The 24,458-nt window shown below is 37.7% G+C and carries 22 protein-coding genes; 7 read left to right on the forward strand and 15 right to left on the reverse strand.

All coding sequences use genetic code 11. The features are described from left to right. Positions 1–137 precede the first annotated feature (137 nt). The 6 genes from I6E72_RS05825 to I6E72_RS05850 all read right to left on the reverse strand — a co-directional run bounded on the left by I6E72_RS05825 (position 138) and on the right by I6E72_RS05850 (position 9,112). Entirely contained in the window at positions 138–1,478 is a 1,341-nt protein-coding gene (locus I6E72_RS05825) for an SPFH domain-containing protein (RefSeq protein ID WP_024600641.1), read from the reverse strand. Beyond that, the gene (locus I6E72_RS05830) at positions 1,471–1,809 is read right to left on the reverse strand and encodes a hypothetical protein (RefSeq protein ID WP_007583302.1); all 339 of its coding nucleotides are present in this window, start codon (positions 1,807–1,809) and stop codon (positions 1,471–1,473) included. The genes I6E72_RS05825 and I6E72_RS05830 overlap by 8 nt, the downstream gene beginning before the upstream one ends. 236 nt (positions 1,810–2,045) lie before the next feature. Then, positions 2,046–3,539, reverse strand: a complete 1,494-nt coding sequence (locus I6E72_RS05835; protein ID WP_197111441.1) for a hypothetical protein — start codon at positions 3,537–3,539, stop codon at positions 2,046–2,048. Between the two features lie 593 nt (positions 3,540–4,132). Further along, positions 4,133–7,225 carry a pilus assembly protein gene (locus tag I6E72_RS05840; protein ID WP_197111443.1) on the reverse strand — a complete coding sequence of 1,031 codons (3,093 nt, stop codon included), beginning with the start codon at positions 7,223–7,225 and terminating at the stop codon, positions 4,133–4,135. A gap of 557 nt (positions 7,226–7,782) precedes the next feature. Next, positions 7,783–8,193 (reverse strand): hypothetical protein, encoded by a 411-nt coding sequence (locus I6E72_RS05845; protein ID WP_024600637.1) that lies wholly within the window; start codon positions 8,191–8,193, stop codon positions 7,783–7,785. Between the two features lie 514 nt (positions 8,194–8,707). Continuing rightward, positions 8,708–9,112, reverse strand: coding sequence for a hypothetical protein (locus tag I6E72_RS05850; RefSeq protein ID WP_024600636.1), 405 nt, complete (start codon positions 9,110–9,112; stop codon positions 8,708–8,710). 379 nt (positions 9,113–9,491) lie between these two features. Here I6E72_RS05850 and I6E72_RS05855 point away from each other — a divergent pair, with 379 nt between their 5' ends. Further along, on the forward strand, positions 9,492–10,040 hold the full coding sequence (locus I6E72_RS05855; protein WP_197111445.1) for a hypothetical protein: 549 nt from the start codon (positions 9,492–9,494) through the stop codon (positions 10,038–10,040). Between the two features lie 104 nt (positions 10,041–10,144). Here I6E72_RS05855 and I6E72_RS05860 read toward each other — a convergent pair whose 3' ends face one another. Together I6E72_RS05860 and I6E72_RS05865 are read right to left on the reverse strand one after the other, a co-directional pair. Further along, positions 10,145–11,395 carry a cation:proton antiporter gene (locus I6E72_RS05860; RefSeq protein ID WP_197111447.1) on the reverse strand — a complete coding sequence of 417 codons (1,251 nt, stop codon included), beginning with the start codon at positions 11,393–11,395 and terminating at the stop codon, positions 10,145–10,147. 270 nt (positions 11,396–11,665) lie between these two features. Continuing rightward, positions 11,666–12,073: a hypothetical protein gene (locus I6E72_RS05865; RefSeq protein WP_101162764.1), complete on the reverse strand. Its 408-nt coding sequence runs from the start codon at positions 12,071–12,073 to the stop codon at positions 11,666–11,668. A 439-nt stretch (positions 12,074–12,512) separates the two neighbouring features. Here I6E72_RS05865 and I6E72_RS19720 point away from each other — a divergent pair, with 439 nt between their 5' ends. Beyond that, the gene (locus I6E72_RS19720) at positions 12,513–12,659 is read left to right on the forward strand and encodes a hypothetical protein (RefSeq protein ID WP_231616905.1); all 147 of its coding nucleotides are present in this window, start codon (positions 12,513–12,515) and stop codon (positions 12,657–12,659) included. A gap of 230 nt (positions 12,660–12,889) precedes the next feature. On the opposite strand, the gene I6E72_RS05875 is transcribed toward I6E72_RS19720, so the two are convergent. The 3 genes from I6E72_RS05875 to I6E72_RS05890 all read right to left on the reverse strand — a co-directional run bounded on the left by I6E72_RS05875 (position 12,890) and on the right by I6E72_RS05890 (position 14,610). Further along, positions 12,890–13,063 (reverse strand): hypothetical protein, encoded by a 174-nt coding sequence (locus I6E72_RS05875; protein ID WP_008135644.1) that lies wholly within the window; start codon positions 13,061–13,063, stop codon positions 12,890–12,892. Between the two features lie 2 nt (positions 13,064–13,065). Continuing rightward, positions 13,066–13,488, reverse strand: coding sequence for a hypothetical protein (locus I6E72_RS05880; RefSeq protein WP_149614061.1), 423 nt, complete (start codon positions 13,486–13,488; stop codon positions 13,066–13,068). 807 nt (positions 13,489–14,295) lie between these two features. Continuing rightward, the gene (locus I6E72_RS05890) at positions 14,296–14,610 is read right to left on the reverse strand and encodes a hypothetical protein (protein WP_197111450.1); all 315 of its coding nucleotides are present in this window, start codon (positions 14,608–14,610) and stop codon (positions 14,296–14,298) included. Positions 14,611–14,736: 126 nt separating this feature from the next. Here I6E72_RS05890 and I6E72_RS05895 point away from each other — a divergent pair, with 126 nt between their 5' ends. Further along, positions 14,737–14,982, forward strand: coding sequence for an ogr/Delta-like zinc finger family protein (locus tag I6E72_RS05895; protein WP_197111452.1), 246 nt, complete (start codon positions 14,737–14,739; stop codon positions 14,980–14,982). Between the two features lie 654 nt (positions 14,983–15,636). Here I6E72_RS05895 and I6E72_RS05900 read toward each other — a convergent pair. Together I6E72_RS05900 and I6E72_RS19725 are read right to left on the reverse strand one after the other, a co-directional pair. Next, positions 15,637–16,569, reverse strand: coding sequence for a hypothetical protein (locus I6E72_RS05900; RefSeq protein ID WP_197111454.1), 933 nt, complete (start codon positions 16,567–16,569; stop codon positions 15,637–15,639). Positions 16,570–17,088: 519 nt separating this feature from the next. Next, positions 17,089–17,466 carry a hypothetical protein gene (locus I6E72_RS19725; protein ID WP_231616903.1) on the reverse strand — a complete coding sequence of 126 codons (378 nt, stop codon included), beginning with the start codon at positions 17,464–17,466 and terminating at the stop codon, positions 17,089–17,091. 251 nt (positions 17,467–17,717) lie between these two features. Between I6E72_RS19725 and sbcB the strand changes: the two genes are divergently transcribed. Next, positions 17,718–19,169: an exodeoxyribonuclease I gene (gene sbcB / locus I6E72_RS05910; RefSeq protein WP_197111456.1), complete on the forward strand. Its 1,452-nt coding sequence runs from the start codon at positions 17,718–17,720 to the stop codon at positions 19,167–19,169. A 278-nt stretch (positions 19,170–19,447) separates the two neighbouring features. Here sbcB and I6E72_RS05915 read toward each other — a convergent pair whose 3' ends face one another. Beyond that, the gene (locus I6E72_RS05915) at positions 19,448–20,329 is read right to left on the reverse strand and encodes an NAD(P)-dependent oxidoreductase (protein ID WP_197111458.1); all 882 of its coding nucleotides are present in this window, start codon (positions 20,327–20,329) and stop codon (positions 19,448–19,450) included. Between the two features lie 121 nt (positions 20,330–20,450). On the opposite strand from I6E72_RS05915, the gene I6E72_RS05920 reads away from it, so the two are divergent. Then, positions 20,451–21,023: a glutathione peroxidase gene (locus tag I6E72_RS05920; protein WP_197111459.1), complete on the forward strand. Its 573-nt coding sequence runs from the start codon at positions 20,451–20,453 to the stop codon at positions 21,021–21,023. Positions 21,024–21,121: 98 nt separating this feature from the next. Continuing rightward, positions 21,122–22,102, forward strand: coding sequence for a 2-hydroxyacid dehydrogenase (locus I6E72_RS05925; RefSeq protein ID WP_197111460.1), 981 nt, complete (start codon positions 21,122–21,124; stop codon positions 22,100–22,102). A gap of 92 nt (positions 22,103–22,194) precedes the next feature. Here I6E72_RS05925 and I6E72_RS05930 read toward each other — a convergent pair whose 3' ends face one another. Next, the gene (locus I6E72_RS05930) at positions 22,195–23,517 is read right to left on the reverse strand and encodes a sodium-dependent transporter (RefSeq protein WP_197111461.1); all 1,323 of its coding nucleotides are present in this window, start codon (positions 23,515–23,517) and stop codon (positions 22,195–22,197) included. A 141-nt stretch (positions 23,518–23,658) separates the two neighbouring features. On the opposite strand from I6E72_RS05930, the gene I6E72_RS05935 reads away from it, so the two are divergent. Then, positions 23,659–24,417, forward strand: a complete 759-nt coding sequence (locus I6E72_RS05935) for a 4'-phosphopantetheinyl transferase family protein (protein ID WP_197111462.1) — start codon at positions 23,659–23,661, stop codon at positions 24,415–24,417. Positions 24,418–24,458: the final 41 nt, after the last annotated feature.

Raw genomic sequence — 24,458 nt, forward strand, 5'->3', positions numbered from 1 at the left:
TCTTTTATTTCATAATTTTAAAAGCCGGTTTTACAAGCTAAGCCTGCCATACAATAACAAAATTTACGCAATAAAAAACGTTGGCCAATGCGATTCAGCCAACGTTTTTTATTGTTTGTACAATACTTAACTATTGTTTATTTTTTATCTTTTTCTAAACGTTTTTTAAGACTTAATGCTGCATCAGCGGCTAATAATCGCATAAATTCAGAGCCATTACTTTGCTCGCCTTGGCTCCCGCCTATTACAATTTCAGGCACTAAACGGCTATTACCTAAGCTTGTAAATAAAGCAGTTTGAATTTTAACTTCTGCTTTTAACGTTTCATCAAATACATACTTAGGATCAAGTGCCGCAGACTTAGCTCTTAAACGAGCCTCAGCTAAAACGTCCATACCTAATGCTTCTAAGCGTTGTTGCTTTAAAATCTCTTCTTGTTCTTTTGCAAGCTCGGCTTTTACAGCCACTCGTTGCTGCGCAGAAATAATGGCATTTGCCTTAATTCGTTCAGCATCAATTTGCTCTTTTATTTTTAGCTTTTCAGATTCAGCACGTTGCTTAGCAATTGCTTGTTCACCTAAAGCCACTTCAGTACGTGCTTGTTGCTCAGCTTTTTTAAGGTTTTGACGCGCTAGTGCTTCATCAGCAGCAGCTTGCTTTTGCGCTTCAAGGCGAGCATTTACTTTGCTTTCGTAGTCAATATCAATAATGCTGGCATCAACTACTGTAATACCGTAAGCGCCTAAAATAGGTGCGTTACGCAGTGTATTACCCTCATCATCCATTTTAATATTAATAGTGACGCGCTGCTGTTTACTTAAATTACCTAAGTCGTCAGATTTATCGCGTTCACCCGTACTAATAATTTGTTCAGTAACAAAAATACCGTTGGTTAATTGATCAGCAAAATCTTGACTTAATTGACCATTACCACCAGAGTAATGTTGCTCTACCGACATCATACGCGCCGACGCTTTTACATTTTCAGTGGTTGCACGCATTAATAAATTAGATATTAATGTTTCTTGTGAACCAAACTCTTCGTGTATTTTAAGTAAACCACGTAGAGCACCCGACTCTGCTGCTGGTACATTGCCTGGCAATCTAAAACGAGAAACACCGCGTGCGCCACCCGTTGTAGTATCTAAAAATCGAATTGGTATTAGCGGTACAATTGCGCTTGCTGTTGCACCGGCATCGCCCGTAAAGTTAATCGAAATTACTTTTTTATAAGCCGATGTAGTACCAAACGCTTTTAAATAAGGGCCGGCTTGATTTATTACGGTTAAGTTACCTGTAAAAGCTGATTGATGTACTAAACGCTCATCTGCTTCATTCCACGAAACAACTTGCGATGTAAGCGTTGCAATTACGGCTAATACAACAACAATTGATGAAACAACAATTACATTACGACGACCAAATCGACTCATAAATGAGTCACTTTTTACTGCTGGGACTGCTTTTTCGCTATCCATTTTTACTACTCTCCATGTTTAATTTCTTTTTAACAAAGTAAATAATTTCCTGTTCACTCAAGTGTGCGCAAAAGCTACCAGAGCGATGTAACTCAACAAATATTGCAAGGATTTCTTCTTTACCTTTAGCTGTTTTATCTTGGTTTTCTTGTGTTTGATTTTTTTCTGTTAGTTGAGTGATTAAATCATCCACTATCGTGTCTTTATCAAACAGTACGTTGTATTCCTTGGATTTTCTTACCCGACTTTTATGTACATTGCTGTAAATTACATAAAGCGCAACGCATAAAATAATAACAAGTAAACTTAACCCTATAATATAAAAAATCATAAGCTCTACTTAAATTAGTTTAAATACTTAATGAGCAATAACAATTGTAAGTATTACTTAACAAATGTTAACCCAGTAATTTTACAGTAAACCCAAGTAAAAAACAGATTAAAAATAGTGTTCATCAGGTATATAGTTATAACCGCACATAAAAGTAAGCTTTTTCAAACAAAAAAATACCAGTCAGTTATTAACTGACTGGCATTAAGTTAATATTTATTAAAGTGCTTTTTAAATTATTCGCATTGCACCCAGTCAACACCATTTTCACCGCACTCATGCAGCATTGTTCCATCTTCTCGGCGGGTATCTCTAAACCATTTCCCTTCAATCGTTTTTGTAATACGTACATTATCTGTGGTTTTATATTTACGCCAAAAGCTAGCATCAATAGATGTTTCGTCATCAAACTTATGAGGCATAGCAGGGAGTACAGTAACTAAATCTTGAGTTTCTAAATCAGCAGCTTTGTCTTTAACATTTACCCAATCAGATAATGTTTGAAAGTCGGCATTTTCCTCTCTAAAGGCAAAGTCAGTTTGGTAAAACGATCCCGACTCAGTATAGCTAATGCTAAAACCTCGCTCGAACGGTGTATCTAAATTAGCACTAACGCATTCATCTGCTGTTGGGAAGTTAACCGATGGACTTGTATTATCAACGCCATAAAGCACATTGCTTTGCTCAAAACTAACGTTCTCAATGCTAGAGCATCGGTAAGTACGATCGGCGTTAATGGAAACATCGTCTCTAACTGTTAGTTTCCCATTTAACGATTCTTCGCCCCAAGGCGTATCTGTTGAATCCAATCGAGACAAAATAACGTCAATTTTGTCGAGTTCGTCTGTATTTTGAAGCTTTACTTGCTCATAAATAAGTTCAGCGCCTGCAAAAATAACTTTATCGCGGTACCATGCATTTTCAAATCCATACTCTGCATCTTTTGCTGTGTCCTGGTAAATCACTGCTCTTACTTCTTCTGCATCAGGATACTGAGCATCTAGCTCTTGCTTGAATTTATAGGCCGCTTTTAGTCCCTTAACAATTGCTTGTGCTCTGTCGTAAGCGTCGCTGTCGTTAGTAGCGATAAAATCTGAGTAAATTTGCTCTGTCGACAAATTATAATGCGCAACCAAGTTTTGCATAACATTTGTTATTTCGCTTTGAAGGTTTGCAAGTAGCTCAGTATTTTCTTTAAGTACATCACAACTTAAATTATTGTTACCACTTTTTTGTAATTGAAGGCTCAACTGCTCCCAAATAACGGTTGTTAAAGGTGATATATTTCGAATATCTTCATCAGTCAAAGCCTCAATTGAAGGTGGAAATGACATTTGATACGCTTGTGTTACCTCTCCTAAGTCCTCGTCAATTGCACCAACCGGTACATCAACATACATAGTTGAATACGGCACACACAGCGCCTGCTCTTCGGTAAAATTAAAACTATAATTACCCGATTCTTCAGAGACTACAGAAGGTTCTGATTGCTCATCAAAAATACCATCGCCATCAATATCTAGCCATACTATTGCACCAGATACATAACCATCAATGACCTTTCCAGTGAGTGAGATAGTGTTAACTTCTACGGGGTCTACTTTTATAGGGTCAGGCTTAGCTACAACTGGCTCTACAACGACTACTTTATCATCGCCACCGCCGCCACATCCAACAAGGCCTAGCGTAAACGCTAATGAAATAGCTAACTGACTTTTTTTAAAAAACATACAAAGACTTCCTTTTTTGCACTTTAATTATTATTAAAAATCATATTGTTATAAATTAAATAAGTTACTTTAATACAAAATAAGTAATACCAATCTGCTTATATATGGGGTCTATTTAACGTTAAGAAAATTACGCTAGAACTAGGCAAAAATTTTTGTATCTAGTTGTTCTAAATAAAAAATTTTTAACGACGTTATAGTGCAATTTAATTCGTTAATTACTCAAAGATTTATGCAGCTTGGTATAAATTTAAACAACAGAAATTTATTGAATTTTTATGGGGGGATGGCAACAAGTTAACATGCTCTGTACCTATATAGTGACACGTCATGTTAAATTTTGCTCTTACATTTGTTAATTAAATATAACTAAGACCAGCTATTGTTGACTAATATGGACTACAGGTACCTAAAATAAAGGGCTTGAGTGATAGGCAGTATTTTGTAAACGAATGTGTATCATACATGGGTTGGTTTAGAGCGCTTCGATAACTATAAAACAATTATATAAGCAAACCATCAGCATTTTTGATTCGCTCTTAAAATTAAAAAGCCACCTAATTAAGGTGGCTTATGTCTATAACATCGTGTTTTTAATGTGCCTGACTATCGTTTTCTTCGCGTTTATAAATATATGTTTGTTGGGTTTTAAAGCCAAAACCAATTGGTTCAGCGCCATTTACTAGCTTAACTTTTCCACCTTCAACATTTAAATTTGGCCCAAGTATTTCAATAGCTTTTATCGGCTTATCAGAACCTTTAACCCCAGGGCCTATTAAATAAAACTGACTAACTTGCGTTACATCCGTTGCATCATCCCAATCGCACTTACCATCCGCATCATTATCTGCACACGACGGGCCTTCCCCAAAAAATAGTTTCGGTGTATCTGGTACATCATTACTTGTTGCAAATTTCACATCGTCATAAACCTTCGTTCCATAATGCAAATGAAAGGCATAAAGCGAACCACCGCCACCCGTTAACGAACATTGGTTTTGTGTTGATGATGAAGATGCAGGCGTAAAGGAAGTAAAGTAAGCAACCCCACCAACGACCGTTGCTGCAGCAAGGGACTTTTCGCCCGTCCCTAATTCATATCGCCATCCTTTAAATTCGGCTAACTTAACTTCAAGGTTAACAAATTTATCAACGTCATCAAGTGCGTTACCAAATGGGTCTTCATTCATTTTCATTAAATCATCTGGCACTATTGGGGCTGGAAATTCAGTAAATATTTTTGTTAGGGTGTTTTCATCACGGATCATATACAGCTGATCTTGCTCATTAGTAGCAAGTGGGTTTGAACGATTTCCGCTACCTATAACTATTGCGTCGTACGGGGTATCTAAACGGGTCGTAATCATTTCACCATCATAATTGGTCTTAGTGACTTTACTAAACAGCGTTCTCGCAACTAACGGTTTATAAAAAAAACGTCTGTCTTGCGACGCTAATGTACTGCCAAGCTCCGCAAGCTTAAAATGAGTAATATCACTTTCATCGTCACTAGGAATATCTACACGCCAAATATTACCGCCAGTATCGGTTGCATAAATTCGGTCAATATACCCATCGTAATCTGAGTCAAGCGTAGTTACATCCGCTGCAATACTGTGCTCACCGGTAAAACCATGTTCATCTGGAGTGAGCGCCCATACCTTTTCGCCAGTTTTAGCATTAACAATGTAAATACCTAGCCCGGTTTCATCTGTTGTTCTAATCGCATTATCTTTGTTTGTATCGTAGCCTGCGCCAAATATCAGCAATGGATCCTCACCAAACGCTTTAATATACGCAATTTGGGGCTTAGACCATGTTTGTGCTAAATATTTAAATTCTTCAGAGCCACCAACAATTGGCTTATTCCATAATTTTTTAGGTTTATCTGGGTCACTTATATCCAGGCCGTAGTAATTTTTACCGCCTCGGCGCATGCCTGTAAATGCCCAAACTTCATCGCCCTCACTTGCTTTAACAACGCCATCATTTAAACCATCAGTGTTTAAACTTTTATTATTAAAGAACACACTTATAGGCCCATCCATGCCATACACTTTTGTATTTGCGAGATTACTTCGCAAAGCCGGAATGTTTTTTAATAAGGCAGCAGGTGTAAAAGCCCACTTTTCTTCAACAGTATCGCCTTTGTCTTCAAACATATGTAAAAAGCCGGCATTGGTACCAACAAGTATATGAATACTTCCATCGCCGTAATCTATAGATACCGGTTTTGAATGCAAAGGGTCGCCAAAAATATTGATTCTCTGATCTACTGATGAGTCATCACCATCTTCATTATCAACATCAACCCCTCGTGCCCAGTTAATATCACTCTCCTGTAAAGTTAACCCGATATTAGGAATCAAATCAGGGGCAAGATCGGTAACTGTACTTGTCGCTAAATTTAAAATGGTTTGTACTTTATCAAAAGTAAAATCAATAATACTGCCCGTTTTATCTATGTAAATTTTACGGCTATCAGGGTCTAAAGTTGATAAAAGTAAATTTACGCCACCCTGAGCTACTAAATTCCCATCTGCAGGCTTATTAGTTGGCAGCCAAAAAGTTCGCGCTTTCTCATCAATTAACCCATTTTCATCAAGAGCTATTTTATCAGTTGAATCTACAATATTTGCACCAGATACTTTAAGCTTTTTTAAATTTCCGCTCCAACGTGCGCCTGTTTCAGGGTAAAACATCGCAAAGTAAATTGACTCTCGGCTACGTGTTTGGTCAACATTATTACTTGCTACCGTAGGAGATGAAAAACTATCGTTAACTTCGCGTATTTTCGATATTGTATTATTAAGCGCTTCAGAAAGTTCAGTCGATGTATCTGCATGTAAGTACTCGCCTCCTCCCAATAAAGCGGTTTTTTCTAATAGCTTTTTACCATTTGTACTCATGCCACTACCAAAACCGATAGTAAAAACGCGTCCGGTATCAGCAACCTCTGGCGTGGTCTCGTACAAGTCAACTTCAACATCTCTTGTGCCATGTATTATCTGAGCTAAAGCGGCTAAATAACTATTACTTGTAGTACTAGGATATGAACCAAAAGTAGATTTGTATAAAGCTCTTATATCATCATTTCGGGTAATATCTTGTGTCGGATCACCATCAGTCATTAATATTAAGCTAATTGAGTTATCACAACGCTCATCTGCACCAACAGCCTGTTGAAAAGGAGAAACATAACGAGGTATATCACTACCACTTTGCTCTCTCTCAATCGTAGTATCGCGTTTGTCCGTATTTTGCCCATACCAAACCGTCTGCCCCGTCATATATAGGTAAGCTTCCCATAAGGTCTCAGTGATAGGTGTATTCCCGCTAGCTGGCAGCTTTTTTATTTGACCCAATATTTTATCATGTGAGGAGCCTAGGCCAGCCATAACATAACCACCATCATTGCCATTAAAACGCATTAAACCAAAATCAATCGAGCTGTTATCATTTACTAATTGGGTCATAGCGCTTATACCAGCATCGATTTTTCTAGGTCCCCCATTAGGCAACTTAGTCTTCATACTTCCTGAAGTATCAAACACAATAAGCACGCGAGGGTTTTCATCGGTTTTAACATTATGGTTTACGTATAGCTCTATATCTTCGGCAAATACAGAAAGGCTAATACCCACCCCGAATAACAAGGCAGCTATTTTTTTTAGTTTGAATTGCATTTTTAAATCCCTTTATTTGCGCTTTTTATTTTTATTGCGCAAGTTAATAACTACTCTATTCCGTGTTTAATTATTAGTAATATTGAGGTGGGACTAAAAATTAAAACAAAGGTAATATCTAGCTATTTATCACAAAGCAGTGATTAGCATTCACGTGTAGTTAATGCTATAAAATATATATCATTTCGATTTTTAAATAAAAACAGACTAAAGTCAAAGATATTAGGCTTTATTATCAATCAAAAACAACCACTTAAATAAAACAATCCCGTTTTACTGAATAGTTAAGTCACGTTAAAAAATAATATTTTTACCTGTGCTTTTATATTTATAGATCTATGTTTTAGGTAACAAGTACTTACTACTATAAATTAGTAAAACAAAGCTTTAAAAATCACTCTTAAAAGCACTATTATTCAGTAAAGCTGCTTTATTAAAAAGAGTGTATTTAATAGGTAACTACGGTTATGCAAACATACAAAAAAGCCCATATTAGGTGCTACCTAATATGGGCTTTTATACTCTCGCTAAATTATAAGCGCTTTATGCAAGCATTCTTATAAAGATAACTCTTTTTTAGCGCGAGTTAAGTTATGTGTTACAAGTGAGTTTTTAGAAATTTGAACCGCTTCATATAAATCAGAAATACCAGCTGTATCTTTTTGAGCCTTAATACGCGCTACACCACGGTTACTTAATGCAAACGATGTAAGTTCACGTACTTTTAAACGCGGACCATGGCTTTGCTTAAGTAATGCAATTGCTTGTGTACAAATAGCTTCTGCTTCTTCGTAGTTTCTTGATTCAACATTTAAAGCACAGCTATTGAATGATTTTTCAAATGCGGGTGCTGCAGTTACAGAGTCTTCAATAACCATTAATTTATAGTCACCTTGTTTAGCCATTGCAGCAGCTGAGCAAGTTAATAATGAGCCAAGAGCGATGGTTTTTAAAAGTGTAAATTTCATGATTATATTCCTGTTATGGCAATTGTTTAAACTAGTGATCTTTTTTAGCGTCAAGTAAATAGCTTAATAACAAGGCAAAAATTATGAAATATAGTCGTTCTATATAAGTAATTTTTTAACGCCGTTAGTGAGTTATTTAATTCGCTAAAATAATCATGTTTTAATAAAATTGGTATTTGTTAGTCGTACTTGTTGCCGACAACTAAACTTTAGAGTGTTAGCGCAATTACCACAAACGATAAAAACAAACCTAATACGTGAATAAATCTAACCTATAGACTTTAGTCTAACACCCATAAAAATACTTAGTAATTACAGTTGGTTAAAATCCATAAAAACAACTAAACAATAAATAACTAAATACAGTTTTATTATTTTTCTAATAACACAATACAAAGCTAATAAGCACGAAAAAGCCGATGTTGGGGGTTTAACCCAACATCGGCTTTTTTTACTCTCGCTATTTTATATCATGCTTTAGTAAGCGCTTTATAAAACACGTTATAAAGGTTTTTTATAACGATAATTCTTCTTTAGCGCGAGTTAAGTTGTGCGATACCATCGTGCTGTTAGACAATTTTGATGCTTCGTATAAATCAGCAAGTGCAGCAGTGTCGTTATGCGCTTTTAAACGTGCAACACCACGGTTGCTTAATGCGAATGACGTAAGTTGGCGTACTTTAAATTTAGGGCCATCTGCGTCTTTTAAAAGTGCGATTGCTTTAGTACAAATTTCTTCAGCTTGCGCATAATTTTTTGACTTAACATTCAGTGCGCAGCTATTAAATGATTGCTCAAGTGGCTGTGGCGCTGTTGCAGTTTCAATAACCATTAATTTGTAATCACTTGCATCAGCTACTGCAGCAGCTGAACATGTTAATAGTGAGCTAAGAGCGATAGTTTTGATAAGTGTTTTCATGGTTATATTCCTGATTAGTTAAGCCGTGCTTGTTGCCGACAACTGAACTTTAGAGAATTAACACAAGCCCGACAAACGATTAAAACAAACCTAATAAGTGAAGAAAATTAACCTATAGACCTTAGTCTAATACGTTTAAACTTTTTCTATATATTTAAATAGCTTACGCATCATCGCACGTGCCTAAAATCGCTACTTTACGTTTTAAAATGTATATAATTATTTATGCTTTTATTTAGTCGATTTTATTTTGAGCAACTTACTTAAGCATAGCTGAGTAACATTCAAACAAATTTATACATTTAATTACATGCAATACTAAGTTATGTATTTATAATTGTAGCTCTACTAACTTCTCATCATTAACGGGTTAACTTTTTTGAAACACACACTTTCTCTTTTTATTTTATTAAGCACGCTTTTATCATTTAGCCAAAATGCAAACGCAAGGCTTTTGCTCGGTAACAACATGCCTAACACCGGTATGTTTATAAAATCAGAATTTAATGGCGATAGCAGCATTACATCTGCGGGTGTAGAAATGATGGTTAAGCAAAATTACAGTAACTTTGGTGTTGTTTTTACAAGCGCAATTGGCGCGGCAGTAATCGATAATAAACAAGGCGAGCAAGAAGAATTTATAACGTGGGACAACGGAATGAAACTTGGTTATTTCAATGACTTTTTTATATACGCCGAGCTTGGCTTAGATCTGTTCGAACTCGCCTTTAAAAACGATAGAGGCGATAACACCTACCAAATAGAAAAATCGAACAACGACATTGACGGTTACGCAGGTATAGGTGCGGGTTATCACTTTAAGCCATTTAAAATAGAAGTATTTACCCGAGCACGCCAAATAGATGGCGACTACTGGGAAGCACAAGAACATATTTACAGCGGTGTGCAGCTCAGCTTTACGTTTTAACTCCCCTTTTGTTTTATAAAAAAATAAAAAGCGTGTGAAATACAGCTATTTCACACGCTTTTTTAAAAATTACATTTAACAGGTTTAGTCTAACCAATTTATATTTAACGGATAGTTTTGGCTACTTTACCAATACTCAAACCCTGAATTAAAATAGAAAACACCACAACCGCATAAGTCAGAGCCAACAAAATATCGCGCTCGTTCCCATCAGGTAATTGCAATACCAGAGCAACCGAAATACCACCACGCAAGCCACCCCAGGTTAAAACTTTCCATGCGCCAGATGGCAACTCTAATTGCTTATTAAATGTAGTGGTTGTTATACCCACAACAATTAAACGTGCCATTAACACTATAAAAATAGTTAAGCCACCAGCAATAAATAAATTACTCGAAAATGCAATCATGACGACTTCAAGCCCTATGAGTACAAATAAAATGGCATTTAAAATTTCGTCAATTAGCTCCCAAAACAAATCAACGTAATGACGTGTTTTGTCGCTCATAGCCATACTGCGACCATGATTACCCACCATTAACCCCATCATTACCATTGCAAGTGGGCCCGACAAATGCCAATGGCTTGCAAGTGCATAACCACCAATAACGCCCGCTAAAGTAAGGAGTACTTCTTCTTGGTAACTATCAATACTTTTAAGTAAGTAATATAAAATACCACCTAATACCAAACCAAAAACAATACCGCCACCGGCTTCTACCGCCAGCGTGTGCGCTACATAATAAGTTGTAGGAATATCACCACTTGATAAAACACCCAATAAAAGCACAAAAATAACCACGCCTATACCATCGTTAAACAACGATTCACCCGCAATCACGGTTTCAATACTTTTAGGCGCACCCGCAGATTGTAAAATTCCCATTACCGCAATCGGATCGGTTGGCGAAATTAATGCGCCAAACAGTAAACACCAAATAAACGCTAAATCAAAACCAAGCAATGGAAGTACTAAATAAAGCGCGCCAGCAATAATAACCGTAGATAGCAACGTACCAACACAGGCCAAAATACCGATTGGCAATTTATAGCGCCTTAAATCGCTAACATTTACGTGCAGCGCCCCAGCAAACAGCAGCATAGAGAGCATGCCATCAAGCAAAACTTCAGTAAAATCTAACTGATCGAGCAAGCTCACTTCGTAATCTATAAGATCATCAAACCCTAAAAAGCCCAAAAATATAGCGCCGATAGATAAAAGCATCGAAATAACCATAACGCCAATGGTTGTTGGCAAGCCAATAAAGCGATGGTTTACATAGGTGAGTAACGCGGTAATTGATAAAAATATCGCACTTATTTCAAGTACGCTTAGGCTGGTTCCTGGTGCCATGGTTTAAATCTCAATATTTATTTAATGATGCCTTGCTCAAAATAAGCAAAGCAGAAGGGGTATTATTTTTTATACGGTTATCTCGCATTATATTCGCGTAGCCTAAACAAGCATACCCAAAATATTAATTATAAATACACACCCTACTCTATTAACGTATTTAAGGTATTAACTTACGCATTAAATAAAACAAAAAAGCCCATGTTAGGAATTAACCTAACATGGGCTTTTTTACTCTCGCTATTTTATAACATGCTTTTGGTAAGCACTTTATAAAGAAAGCTCTTCTTTAGCGCGAGTTAAGTTGTGCGATACCATTGTACTTGTAGACATTTGGTTTGCTTCGTATAAATCAGCAAGGCCAGCAGTGTCGTTGTTCGCTTTTAAACGTGCAACACCACGGTTACTTAATGCAAACGATGTAAGTTGGCGTACTTTAAATTTAGGGCCATCTGCGTCTTTTAAAAGCGCAATTGCTTTAGTACAAATTGCTTCAGCCTCAGCGTAATTTTTTGACTTAACATTCAGTGCACAGCTATTAAATGATTGCTCAAGTGGCTGTGGCGCTGTTGCAGTTTCAATAACCATTAATTTGTAATCACTTTGCTCAGCCATTGCAGCAGCTGAACATGTAAGTAGTGAGCTAAGAGCGATAGTTTTGATAAGAGTAAGTTTCATGGTCGTAGTCCTGTTGGTTAAGCCGTGCTTGTTGCCGACAACTGAATTTTAGAGAATTAACACAAAACCGACAAACGATTAAAACAAACCTAATAAGTGAATAAATCTAACCTATAGACTTTAGTCTAATGCCAAATTACTAATTTACGACAATTGATATTTATAAAAACAACCAACGAAACTTAAACTTATCGATTTCGTTTCAGTGACTTAACTACTTGACTTACAACTTTAGACTTAAAGCCTTTGACTACAACCTCATTTATCCACCAAACCAGCTGTTAAGGCACCAAGCGTTTAGCAAAGACTCTAAAAGCTTTCTTAAATTTATACGAGGGATTAAATAATAGGATGGTTAAAAACACTGGTTTCATTTATTGCTGACCCAATAGCCGATTCAACCGGCAGCTATGTTGAGCGTAAACGCATAGCGGCAGAAATGGCCGCTGATGTAGCACGCGCTGAAAACAGCTTTAAAATTTCCCAGTTTGAAGCCAAAGCAAGGCGCTGTATGCAAGCCGAGCAAAACGACGCCGATTACGACTTGCTGGTTTTAAAAAAAACGCGACAAAGCCATTATGGATGAAGTGATTACTTTATTCTTCTTGGGGTTGTTTGTGTGTCACTTTATCCCCGCTATGCAACCGTATATGCACAAAGGTTGGCAAGCAATGTGCTATAAAGGCGCGCCCTGGTACTTTGAATTTGTGATTCTGGGTATTGCGGTTTCAACACTTGGATTAATGCGATTGTTTAGAGCTTTTTGGGGGTCGGGAAAGGAAGTAAAGCGCTAGTTAGGAGCTAGCGCCTCAAGCTTTAATTTTGCGATTTATCAATTTTAGAAATTAATGTATCAAGCACCATTAAATCATTAGCCTTTTCCATATATTCATCGCTATCTTCATCAAGCTGTTTAAGCTCTACTGTTTCTTTTTCAACCCTGCTTTTAAGAGTACTTTTAATTAATCTAAGCTCTAATTGTGAAAACATAATTATCCTACATCTTTATTTGGTATACCGATAAAACAAGGGATAGCCATTGAGTCTAACTGATTTAATTTATCTAAGTACAGAGTCACAGGCATATCGTATAGAGGGCGAATAGTAAAATGGTTTTTACCTAGCGATCCCCCATCATCTAGTGAAACATGTAGGCCTTGCGGCATTTTAGACTTAGCTGGTAACTTCCACCACAGCGTACCGAATTTAGGGTTTCTGTAATTAAATAGTGATAAGCCACCCGATTTACTGTCAACAAAGTCAATATCATTCTTTTTGTAAACTCTTACATCCCAAGTTTGTTCTTCCTCTCTTGGTGGTGTAGTTCGGATATAGTCAAACTTAGCTTTTGTTTTACGGCCAAGTCGAAAAAGGTCAAATGGTAAAGTGACATAAAATTGAATTGGAGTATGCATAATCAAGTTCCTTATGATTTTATTTAAATAGTCGATAGCAAATTACATCAAATTAACGAGAATATCTAGGCAATAGTGTTCAGCCAAATTACCTACTCACCTCAAATGTTATTGTTTACCAACCTAGCTCTTTAATCTTCTCAATTTTTCCAGCCACAACTTCAACGCGCTTAAGCGCTCTTGTTAAATTTGGTGCTGGTAAAAAATTAAGTGTTGCTGCATTGGTTTTGATAATGTCACGAACCAACTAATCACTGAGTGCCGCTTTTATATCTCCACTGGTACTTTTACCAAACGATAAAAGTGCATCTAACCGCTCTTGGCTTTGTGAACCTTTATGTAAATATTTCATAATTTGTTTATCACTTAACTGATAATAAATTAAGGACATTTAAATATTAGGTAAATCACCAGCAATTTTATCTTTTTGCTGTCACTTCAAGTCAAACATTGTCACTTTTTGACAGTTCGATCTTTTTAAAACCTACGACAGATCCTTTTACTGGGCTAGCTGACGATTAATGGCGTGTCACTAGGGTTGTCAATTTGACACGTTTCTTGCTAGGAAGGCGAGGAGGAGTGAATTTTTCGGCTTTTTAGTTCTCAGCTATACTTAATCGCAGGCGTTCGCATCTCGACTAAATACGATGCCATGTATTTTAAAAACGAAACTAAACCGCCAATTAAGTTAATGAGTGATGAAGTAGCAAGGGATTCAGAAATTGGCAGTAAGTTACAGCTAAATTTTGATTTAGAGCCAAGTGCTTAAAGATAAAAGGCGCAAGAATTTGCGCCTTGAAGTTAAACTCAATCTAATTCTTTATGTTTACATATTTCTGAGTACAGGCTTATTATTTCCTCAATAGCAGCTTTTCTTTCCATTCCTGTAAACGAATTTATTGTTGCCCTGAACAGACCTTCATCCTCTAAAGGCTGAACTGTTCTAAATGATTCCATTAAATCATCAAACCGTTGCTTTAAAGCTTCAGGTAAATCATTTTCTGATGTTATTTGTGCTAAGTTAAATGAAACAGCATCAACCAATCTGCTAATCTGATCTCCCTCGCTCGTAAGACAATCAATTGCTAAATACAGCTTCTCCCAACCATAACTGATACTCATACTAACTCCATTTATCTAATTTTTATTACATTGAATGTTTACTTATTAAATAGTAAAACTCTTTTTGGAAAGCTTATCAACACTTTATATAATTACAGTTTATTTTATTAACGATTGGTGAATATTATGGCGCGAGTTACTTGCCCAAATTGCGAAGCTAAAGCAACAATTACATCACGCGAAAAGCTAAGCACCCATGTTGTTAATTTATATTGCTCATGTACTAACACAAAAGAATGCGGGGCTACGTTCCGTATTACCCAATCGTTTGATCACTTCTTAAATCCACCGTGTAAAACCACTGCGCAATTAGCAGCGTCACTTATTAAAAACCTACCACGTGGAGAACAATTAGAGTTAATTGGGATTTAGTACGGAGGAAATAAGTCACGTATTTATTTAAATTTTTCAGAGTAAATATCGTAACAATCTAAAAACATTAATAGTAGTACACATGAAATCATACAATGTATAACTAAACTATTAATGTTATTAGATAATAAAATACCTATTGGCATAAAAGCAAAATAAACTAAGCATACAATTTTTTTATATTAGGCATTTCATGAAAAAAATTTAATTTTAAAAATTTATTTATTTCATTTTTATTTAACGAAAGACGAAACTCTAGCGCTAATAGTAAAGGTATGAAATATATAGCTGCAGTAAACTCTTCGACATCAAGATATATGCCAAGATATATAATAAGCACACATGTAAATAATACTGTATAAACTAATTTGTGATGTAAAATGTTTTTCTTAAGATTAAAGTGTATATTTTTATCTTGAATGAAACTTTCAAAGTCTATGCAGATAAACAAAGTTATCATTAAATATATAGTGAAAGTAATAAAGTAGGATTTGCTAAATGGACTTATACATAGAAGTAAAAAAAGAAAAAAAACCTTTATAGATTTGATATTTAGCACAAGGTAAGTAGCTTTGCTGAAAGTCATGATATCAGTAACCTTTCATCATATATAGAAAAGGCCCCTAATTAAAGGAGCCTAAATAATTAGGTTAATTAACAGCCTACAACTGCCATCTCAGTCCAACTATTACATCCTCCCGATGTGCAGACAGAATACACTGTTGTACTTGTACAAAAACCGCCGCTGCCGCCGCTGCCGCCGCTGCCGCCGCCTGTGCCACCGCTGCCACCGCTGCCACTGCCGCCGCCAGTACTACCGCCAGCATCTGGGTTAGCCTCTTCACATGCTTCTAAAGCTCTACGAGAGTCAACATAACTAGCATTACAAGCTAACTTATTATCTTCATATAAAACTATTGATCCTACATACGCACTAGCAGCAGCTGCACAAATGAGTTTTGATGGATCTATAATGCACGAAGCGATAGTACCTATACCTGTGCTAACAAGAATCACACCCGAGCCTAAACTACATCTGAACAATGAGCTATGGCCGTTATATGGTGTGTTAGTATAGCGAGCTCTTTCATAACTACATGCTGAAGATGAAGAGTTAGTTTGCACATTATTTAAAAGTTCTGAAATATCAAATTTACTACTCTGATTCATTCCCAAGCCACAAGGTACTTGAATTTGACCATCAAAACATACTCCAGGAGTCAATGGCATATCAGGAGTGTTATTAAAGTTTTCAAAATAAACTCCAATATTTTTTACTTGATTAGTAACTTGCCATACAGAGCTATACAAATCTTTCAACAAAGCAGTCTCTGATCGGCCAGTCATTGCACTAAAGCGTGTCACACTGCTCTGTTTTGGTTTGATAAAAATATAGCTACCGTCTGGGTATGTTAGCTTTTGACCCTCTGTATCAATTTTTATTTCTATACTTCCTGCTGCACTATTAAATTTAAGTATTTCGCTGTTACTATCACTCGATAATGTTCCATATGTATTTTCCTTAACTATCCCTCCATAACTAGAAAAAGATAGAAGTGATACCATTAAAAATATTAGAGCTCTCATTTTATTCCTTAATTTAGTTTCCATTTAAGGTATTGATGTTGGCAAAGTATTAATAAAAAGTAAAGGGATGGTAATTATTTTTTTCATACTATTAAATCCAGTGCCCACCAATCGTTATCGCTGATTGCTGATGCGCTGCCTTGTTTTACTAAAGTAACTAGGTCCCAATCGCAAATAGTGACTAGATCGTTTTGTATATGGGTGTTATTTGGTGTGTTGCGCCCGTCAAGCTGCGCGTATTTATAAGCAAGCTCTACATACTCGCGGGCTTGTTACCAATGGGCTTCAGTTATGTGCCAGCTACCTGCTTTTTGTGAATATGTTTTAGCCAATGACTCAATAGCTAAGCGCTGATCATGCTTTATTTGCTCATCAATATTTAAAACTTGAAGTTGGCCGTCTCGTATTTGATAAATTTGGCAGTTTCGGGCGATCCTTTTTCCGCTATTTAGATCCTTTATTACTTCATCAACGTCATTTTTTGAGTATCGAGTAACAACTCAGCCCTAGACCCTGCGGCTATGGGCGTACAGTTATTACCACTAGTCCAAGATACGTCGGCTGCGCCGACGTTGGTGTTATCCTTAGTATTGAGTTTTCGGCTGTGCCTTTGGGTTGCCTTGTACATTCTACTAGGCGAGTTTTAAGACTCGTTTCGGTTGTAACGTTATAAACATTGTTAATCATCCGGTGAAGCTTTGATTCGATACTTACATTGGTAACAATGCCTTTTATGCGGCGACCTACTTCGGCGTAGTCTTTCCAATTGGCGGTGTCTGCAGCGTGACGAATAGGTTCTATGGTTTTGTCACTTATTGCTTTGCCCTTCGGTATACTGCGCAATTCACGATACACGGTAACGCTTGGTGAACCATGTAACAAAAGCGGTATTGCCAAGTGATAGTCCCCTTAGCTGATACCCTTACACTTAAACTATCTCTATGCGATAATACACAAGGTGTTTGATTTTTACCTAGCAGCTTTCTTAATTTGGCATCCCTTATCGCCATTTAATTTTTTATACACAGTTAGCAAAAAATTTATACACGAAACTATACACACAACGCGCCAATTACAAGAAACTCGAAAATACAAAAATAAACTGAGTAGCGCTAATAACCCGTAAATATAAAGGGCTAAGACATAGAATGAATAATGAAAGTTATCAAGGAAATCAAGCAACAATCTATTGGCACGACTACGAGACTTGGGGGGCGAGCCCTCAAAAGGATAAGCCGAGCCAATTTGCGGGTATTCGTACCGATCTTGATTTAAATATTATTGGCGAGCCGCTTATTGAATATTGTAAGCCGCAAGCGGATTACTTACCTCACCCTGAGGCGTGTTTAATTACGGGTATTACGCCACAAGTAGCGATGAAAAAAGGCTTAGTTGAAGCTGAGTTTATAGCAAAAATTCATGCCGAATTTAGCGTGCCAAATACCTGTGTTGCCGGTTATAACAGTATTCGGTTTGATGACGAAGTGAGTCGTTATAGCTTTTACCGTAATTTTTACGACCCATACGAGCGCGAATACAAAAATAATAATAGTCGCTGGGATATTATTGATTTAGTACGCGCTTGTTACGCGCTGCGCCCTGAAGGCATTGAATGGCCGTTAAAAGAAGACGGCAGCCCAAGCTTTAAGCTAGAACATTTAACGGTAGCTAATGGTATTGAACACGCCGCTGCGCACGATGCGCTAAGCGATGTAACCGCCACTATTGCACTGGCTAAACTAATAAAAGAAAAACAGCCAAAGCTGTATAACTTCTTTTTTGGTTTGCGTGGCAAAAAAGCACTCGCTGAATTGGTTGATGTATTTAACATGACGCCGCTGGTGCATACCACGTCGCGCATACCTGCAACACAAGGCTGCACAAGCTGGGTTGCACCAATGAGCTTTCATCCGGTAAATAAAAATGCGGTTATTTGTTTTGATTTAACTCAAAACCCGCAAGTACTCATTGATTTAAACGTAGAAGAGTTACGCAAACGTTTATACACCAAACGTGTAGATTTAGCCGAAGACGATTTACCTGTTGGCTTAAAACTAGTGCATTTAAACAAGTGCCCTATTTTAGCCCCAGCTAAAACATTATTGCCTGAAAACGCCGCCCGCCTTGGGATTGATCGCGAGCAGTGCTTAGCTAACTTAGCTATTTTAAAAGCCAATACCGACCTTCGCGATAAAGTAACGGAGGTGTTTAACGAGCAAGGCGATTACAGCGCAACCACTAACGTTGACTACTTACTTTACGATGGGTTTACAAGCCATGCTGATAAAGCTAAGTTTGCGATTATTCGTGATGCAAAACCAGATGAATTAGCAGGGTTGAAATTAGACTTTGAAGATAAAAAGTTTAATACCTTGTTGTTTAGATACCGCGCCCGTAACTGGCCTGAAACGCTAAACCAGCAAGAGCTTGACCAATGGCGCCAGTATTGCCAAAACAAGTTAATGCACGGGGAAGATCAACCATCGATTAACGCGCAAGATTTTATGATCACCCTTGAGAACCTAGCGCATGAGCATGACGACAGCGAAAAAAATCTTACAATTTTAAAGGCGCTATATAACTACGCTCAAAGCATGTAATTTTGTTTGTATAACGCATTAAAAACGCGACGCTTTAGCAATAAAGCGTCGCGTTTTTGTTTATTAATATCTGTATCACTACAAAGAAAGCAAAATTTATTTCACAAAGAGAAGCGAATGAGGAGTAAATGAGAAACATAAAAACAATAGTTTTTTAGATCTATTACTTCCTCTAAAAGCGCAGCGCCTCATAACCTCTTTGTGAATAAATTACTTTACGGGCTTTGCCCGTCACGCCAGCAAGCTTCGCGTCTACATCGACATACTCAACGTAAACGTTACTTTTTATGCAGCGCTTCAATGCGTGCTAGTAAGCTTGAGGTGTCGTATCTGCCACCGCCAAGTGCTTGTACGTCGGCGTAGTATTGATCGACCGTTGCGGTCATTGGCAGTGTTGCACCGTTGTTTTTAGCTTCATCGAGTGCAATACCTAAATCTTTACGCATCCAATCTACGGCAAAACCAAACTCATATTCACCCGCCCACATTGTTTTGTAGCGGTTTTCCATTTGCCACGAACCGGCTGCACCTTTAGAAATGGTTTCTATAACTTTTTCACCATCAAGCCCAGCTTGCTTGGCAAAATGTAAGCCTTCGGCTAAACCCTGCACTACACCAGCAATACAAATTTGATTAACCATTTTACAAAGTTGTCCCGAGCCAACGCCGCCTAGTAATTGGCTAAAACGACTAAACGCCGCCATAACTGGCTGTACTTTAGCAAATACAGCTTCACTACCACCCGCCATAACCGTTAATACGCCGTTTTCGGCGCCAGCTTGTCCGCCAGATACAGGTGCATCTATAAAATCAACATTTTGCAGAGCCGCTTTTGCTGCAACTTCGCGGGCTACTTCGGCAGAGGTTGTGGTGTGATCAACCAAAACAGTGTGCGGCAGCATGCCCGCTAACACGCCCTCGTCGCCATACACTACTGAGCGTAAATCGTCATCATTACCAACACACATAAATACGATGTCGGCATTGCTGGCAGCTTCGCGCGGGGTTGGTGCAAAACTTCCTGAATGTTCTGCAGTCCACGCTTGTGCTTTAGCTTGAGTGCGGTTATAGACGCATACGCTGTGTCCTGCTTTTGCTAAATGCCTCGCCATTGGGTAACCCATTACGCCTAAACCTATAAATGCGACTTTCATTGACATAAAAATGACCTATTAAACTGATAACTTAGAAACTAGACCTCGATTATGTCAATCGGTCGATAAAAAAGCGAATGAAAGTCTTTATAAAATTTCCTTAGCGGGAAAGGTAAGTAGGTAACCTATGGACAGTATTTATCAATTTAATGCACCACTTTACAACAGCGAAAATTTTTCTCTTAGCCAGTTACAGGGCAAAACCGTCCTTATTGTTAATACAGCGAGTAAATGTAATTTTTCGGTGCAATTAAACGCGCTCGAAAAGCTCTATCAGCAATACAAAGGCAATGGTTTTACTGTGCTTGCGTTTCCGTGTAACCAGTTTGGCCAAAATGAGCCGCTTGATAATTTAGCCATTAAAGACTTTTACCAAGAGCAATTTAATGTCTCGTTTGAGGTGTTTGGTAAGGTAATGGTAAACGGGCCAGAAACACATCCGTTGTTTAATTATTTAAAATCGCATACGCGGGGTATTTCGCAAAATCGTGCAATTAAGTGGAATTTCACTAAGTTTTTAATTAACTCACAAGGTCAACTTGTTGCACGCTATGCACCGCGAACTAAGCCCGAAACACTTATACAAGTAATAGAAAGCAACCTACTGCAAGGCGCAAAGTTAAACGCTGCTAAAGGTGGTAAAAAAGTATCGTCAAAAATACCTTTGTTTATCCCAAGTAAGGCTCCGCTTAAGGCTTAATTTAAATCAATAAAATGCGTTTTACTAAAGCACAGGTTTATAAAGTAGTTTATTGTATTAGTAATAAATAATACTCCTTAAGCGTCAAGGCTATTACCATGAACATTGCTTTTTTTAGTACTCAAAAGTACGAACTGCCTTTTTTTGAACAAAGTACACGCGATCACCGTGATATAAAAATAACGTATTTTGAGCAAGCCTTGAGCGAACAAACTGCTATTCTAGCAAGCGGGTTTGATGCCATATGCGTATTTGTAAACGACACTGTAAACGACACTGTTATTGAACAACTGGCAAGCCAAGGCACAAATACTATTTTGCTGCGTTGTGCAGGATTTAATAACGTTGATTTACCTGCAGCAAAAGCACATAAAATTAAAGTATTACGCGTACCGGCTTACAGCCCTGAGGCCGTAGCCGAGCATTGTATTGCACTTATGCTAACGCTTAGCCGTAAAACCCATAAAGCGTATAACCGCGTACGCGAAGACAATTTTGATTTAAACGGATTGCTTGGTTTTAACTTGAACAATAAAACCGTGGGTATTGTAGGTTGCGGTAAAATTGGCCTTGCGCTGTGCAACATTTTAAATGGCTTTGGCGCTAAAGTATTAGTGTGCGACCCCTACGCACAACCTGGCAATTATACAATTACCGATATAGACACCTTACTTAGCCAAAGCGATGTGATTTCTTTACATTGCCCTCTAACGGAACAAACTCATCATTTAATAAATGACGAGGCATTTAGCAAAATGAAAACCGGCGTTATGCTTATTAACACCTCTCGTGGTGCATTACTTGATAGTAGCGCATGTATTAGTGCGCTAAAAACTAAAAAATTAGGCTACTTGGGGCTCGACGTTTACGAGCAAGAGTCGGAGCTGTTTTTTAAAAACCACAGTGACGAAATAAACCAAGACGATATATTCTCGCGCTTAGTGAGCTTTAAAAATGTATTAGTAACAGGCCATCAGGGCTTTTTTACCCAAGAAGCGCTCACCGAAATAGCAAACGTAACCCTGCTTAACGCGTTTGAAGTAAGTAAAGGTAAACCTCTAACTAATGAGGTTTTATAAATACCTTAGCTGTACCTAAATAATAGGCACAAAAAAGCGAATAAGGTGAGCCCTATTCGCTTTTTTGTTTAAAAATTTACTTTAAATAGAGCTTAGCCAAACGCGACGTTTGCAAATACCAAGGTCATTAATATTGGGCAAACAAAACGAATATACTGAGCAAACCAGTAATGTACGCCTGTTGTTGCTTGATGTAATTTATTACCACGCTGCCACATCCAACCTACCGTAATAAAGTAAAACAAGCCCATAAGCGGCAATTGGTATTGAGTAAATAGCATAATAACTAAGCCAAATAACCAATCAAAATTTAATATAATCGCGCTTGCACACACAAGAACAACGGCGCTCACTGCCCATGTTGCTTTGGTGCGGCTAACGTTGTAATTTTCGACTAAAAACGCTACCGGAATTTCGGTGGTCGATATAGTTGACGTAACCGATGCGATAGACATTAATACAAAAAACAATAAACCGACTAATAAGCCAATTTCGCCCATGGTGCTAAATAGCTCAGGTAAAATAGCAAAAATAAGTTGCCCTTCGCCAATCAGTTTACCACCACTAAATACCTCTACACCGTTGTGCTGCGCCACATAAATAGCAGGAATAATAAGTAAGCCCGCTAAAAACGCGACACTGGTATCGAGTAAGGCAACACCTACTGTAAGCTTTGGTAAATTAGCATCTGGTTGTAAATACGAGCCGTAAATCATCATACAGCCTACACCTAACGAGAGCGAAAAGAACGCTTGCCCCATTGCGGCAATAATTAAATTAGGATCGAGTATTTGGCTAAAATCAGGAATTAAATACGCAGCAAAGCCTTCGCTTGCGCCATCGAGTGTTGCAATGTAGGCAATTAAACCAACAAGCAGCACAAGTAACAGTGGCATTAAACGGCGCGACCAGGTTTCGATTCCCGATTTAACACCTTTTAAAATAATACTGGCAGTTAAAATAAGCATAAGCGGCGTAAATACAAAATTACGCAGCACTGAGTCGCTATGTAAAAACTCGCTTGCGCCTGTAAACCCAAAAAAGGTTGTTATGGGTTCAATAGCGTACGAGAGCATCCACCCTGCTACTATTGAATAAAAACTTAGCATAACAACTGCGCCCGCAAGGCCTATATAACCTGCCGCAGCACCAACCTTACGGTTAGTGTTTTGCCATGCATCGCCCAATGCTTTTACCGGATTAGCTTGTGCTTTGTGACCTAAATAAAGTTCGGTATACAGCGCAGGAAGCGCAAGTAAAAATATAACAATAAAGTAAACCAGTAAAAATGCACCGCCACCATGGTTGGCCGCTTGCGTAGGAAAACCCCAAATATTACCTAAACCCACTGCTGCGCCAGCAGCGGCTAAAACAAAACCAAGTCGGCTTTGAAACCCATCACGCACTTGTGCCATACATCTACAAATCTGTTATTATTTTAATTATTGTGAATTAAACCATATTTCATGCCAGCTGAGTAATAAAATTGTACCCAGCCTTTATTAGTGGCGTTAACCGCTCACAATATCAGCGACTTCTTTTGCTTTAGGGCTTTTATGACTGAACACTATTTTAAAAACGCCTTGAGTATTACTTCAACTCAATTGGCAAATTTGTCTTTAGCGAGTAACAGCATTTTATTATTTAATGCTAAAACACTTGAGCTTAGTGACTTTAATTTGCCCGATTGCTTAAGCCCGTTTGAGTTAAACATTATAAACCGCCGTAAAAGCCCACAAGCTAAGCAAGAGTATTTAGCTACGCGGTTATTGTTAAAACACCTTATTAAAGTAACGCAGCCGCAACATACGCATGTACCCCTTAATAAAATGAGTACCGAATTTGACGAAGCAAGCTCAAAGCTGCAAATACATGTGAGTGGTGATGTTATAAATAACTGTATTTCACACTCGCATGGTTTAGTTGGGGTCGCGCTAAATTTTGATAGAAGTGAGTTTGGTTTTGATATTGAAAAAGTAAGCCTAAAGCGCCCGTTTGAAAAGCTTGCTAAGCATTTTTATCATAATGATGAAATTACACTTATCACCAAGCCCACTAATACCCAAGCCCAAGCAGATACATTTTTTAGAATTTGGACATTAAAAGAGTCACTTGCTAAAGCCACCAGCCGCCCTATTGCAAAATTACTTAGCCCTAATGTGTTTGACGAATTAAATAGTGCAAAGCTGAGTGCTTGCAGTAATCGCGTTACTGTAGTTGATAGCAGTGACAGTAATGTTTGTTTTGATGTGAGTGTGGTGCATAAAAAAAGCACCGACTGGCGATGCTTTTTATTAAATGACTTTATTAATTAATTTTGTTAAGTGATTTTACTAGGTAATTCTCCTGAATAACC

The sequence above is a fragment of the Pseudoalteromonas sp. NSLLW24 genome (assembly GCF_015864725.1).
GTDB classification, from domain to species: domain Bacteria; phylum Pseudomonadota; class Gammaproteobacteria; order Enterobacterales; family Alteromonadaceae; genus Pseudoalteromonas; species Pseudoalteromonas arctica.

Bases quoted from the DNA above. Each gene is read 5' to 3' on its own strand.
- I6E72_RS05825 (WP_024600641.1), bottom strand. From the start codon at position 1,478: ATGGATAGCGAAAAAGCAGTCCCAGCAGTAAAAAGTGACTCATTTATG.
- I6E72_RS05830 (WP_007583302.1), bottom strand. From the start codon at position 1,809: ATGATTTTTTATATTATAGGGTTAAGTTTACTTGTTATTATTTTATGC.
- I6E72_RS05835 (WP_197111441.1), bottom strand. From the start codon at position 3,539: ATGTTTTTTAAAAAAAGTCAGTTAGCTATTTCATTAGCGTTTACGCTA.
- I6E72_RS05840 (WP_197111443.1), bottom strand. From the start codon at position 7,225: ATGCAATTCAAACTAAAAAAAATAGCTGCCTTGTTATTCGGGGTGGGT.
- I6E72_RS05845 (WP_024600637.1), bottom strand. From the start codon at position 8,193: ATGAAATTTACACTTTTAAAAACCATCGCTCTTGGCTCATTATTAACT.
- I6E72_RS05850 (WP_024600636.1), bottom strand. From the start codon at position 9,112: ATGAAAACACTTATCAAAACTATCGCTCTTAGCTCACTATTAACATGT.
- I6E72_RS05860 (WP_197111447.1), bottom strand. From the start codon at position 11,395: ATGGCACCAGGAACCAGCCTAAGCGTACTTGAAATAAGTGCGATATTT.
- I6E72_RS05865 (WP_101162764.1), bottom strand. From the start codon at position 12,073: ATGAAACTTACTCTTATCAAAACTATCGCTCTTAGCTCACTACTTACA.
- I6E72_RS19720 (WP_231616905.1), top strand. From the start codon at position 12,513: ATGGCCGCTGATGTAGCACGCGCTGAAAACAGCTTTAAAATTTCCCAG.
- I6E72_RS05875 (WP_008135644.1), bottom strand. From the start codon at position 13,063: ATGTTTTCACAATTAGAGCTTAGATTAATTAAAAGTACTCTTAAAAGC.
- I6E72_RS05880 (WP_149614061.1), bottom strand. From the start codon at position 13,488: ATGCATACTCCAATTCAATTTTATGTCACTTTACCATTTGACCTTTTT.
- I6E72_RS05890 (WP_197111450.1), bottom strand. From the start codon at position 14,610: ATGAGTATCAGTTATGGTTGGGAGAAGCTGTATTTAGCAATTGATTGT.
- I6E72_RS05895 (WP_197111452.1), top strand. From the start codon at position 14,737: ATGGCGCGAGTTACTTGCCCAAATTGCGAAGCTAAAGCAACAATTACA.
- I6E72_RS05900 (WP_197111454.1), bottom strand. From the start codon at position 16,569: ATGAGAGCTCTAATATTTTTAATGGTATCACTTCTATCTTTTTCTAGT.
- sbcB (WP_197111456.1), top strand. From the start codon at position 17,718: ATGAATAATGAAAGTTATCAAGGAAATCAAGCAACAATCTATTGGCAC.
- I6E72_RS05915 (WP_197111458.1), bottom strand. From the start codon at position 20,329: ATGTCAATGAAAGTCGCATTTATAGGTTTAGGCGTAATGGGTTACCCA.
- I6E72_RS05920 (WP_197111459.1), top strand. From the start codon at position 20,451: ATGGACAGTATTTATCAATTTAATGCACCACTTTACAACAGCGAAAAT.
- I6E72_RS05925 (WP_197111460.1), top strand. From the start codon at position 21,122: ATGAACATTGCTTTTTTTAGTACTCAAAAGTACGAACTGCCTTTTTTT.
- I6E72_RS05930 (WP_197111461.1), bottom strand. From the start codon at position 23,517: ATGGCACAAGTGCGTGATGGGTTTCAAAGCCGACTTGGTTTTGTTTTA.
- I6E72_RS05935 (WP_197111462.1), top strand. From the start codon at position 23,659: ATGACTGAACACTATTTTAAAAACGCCTTGAGTATTACTTCAACTCAA.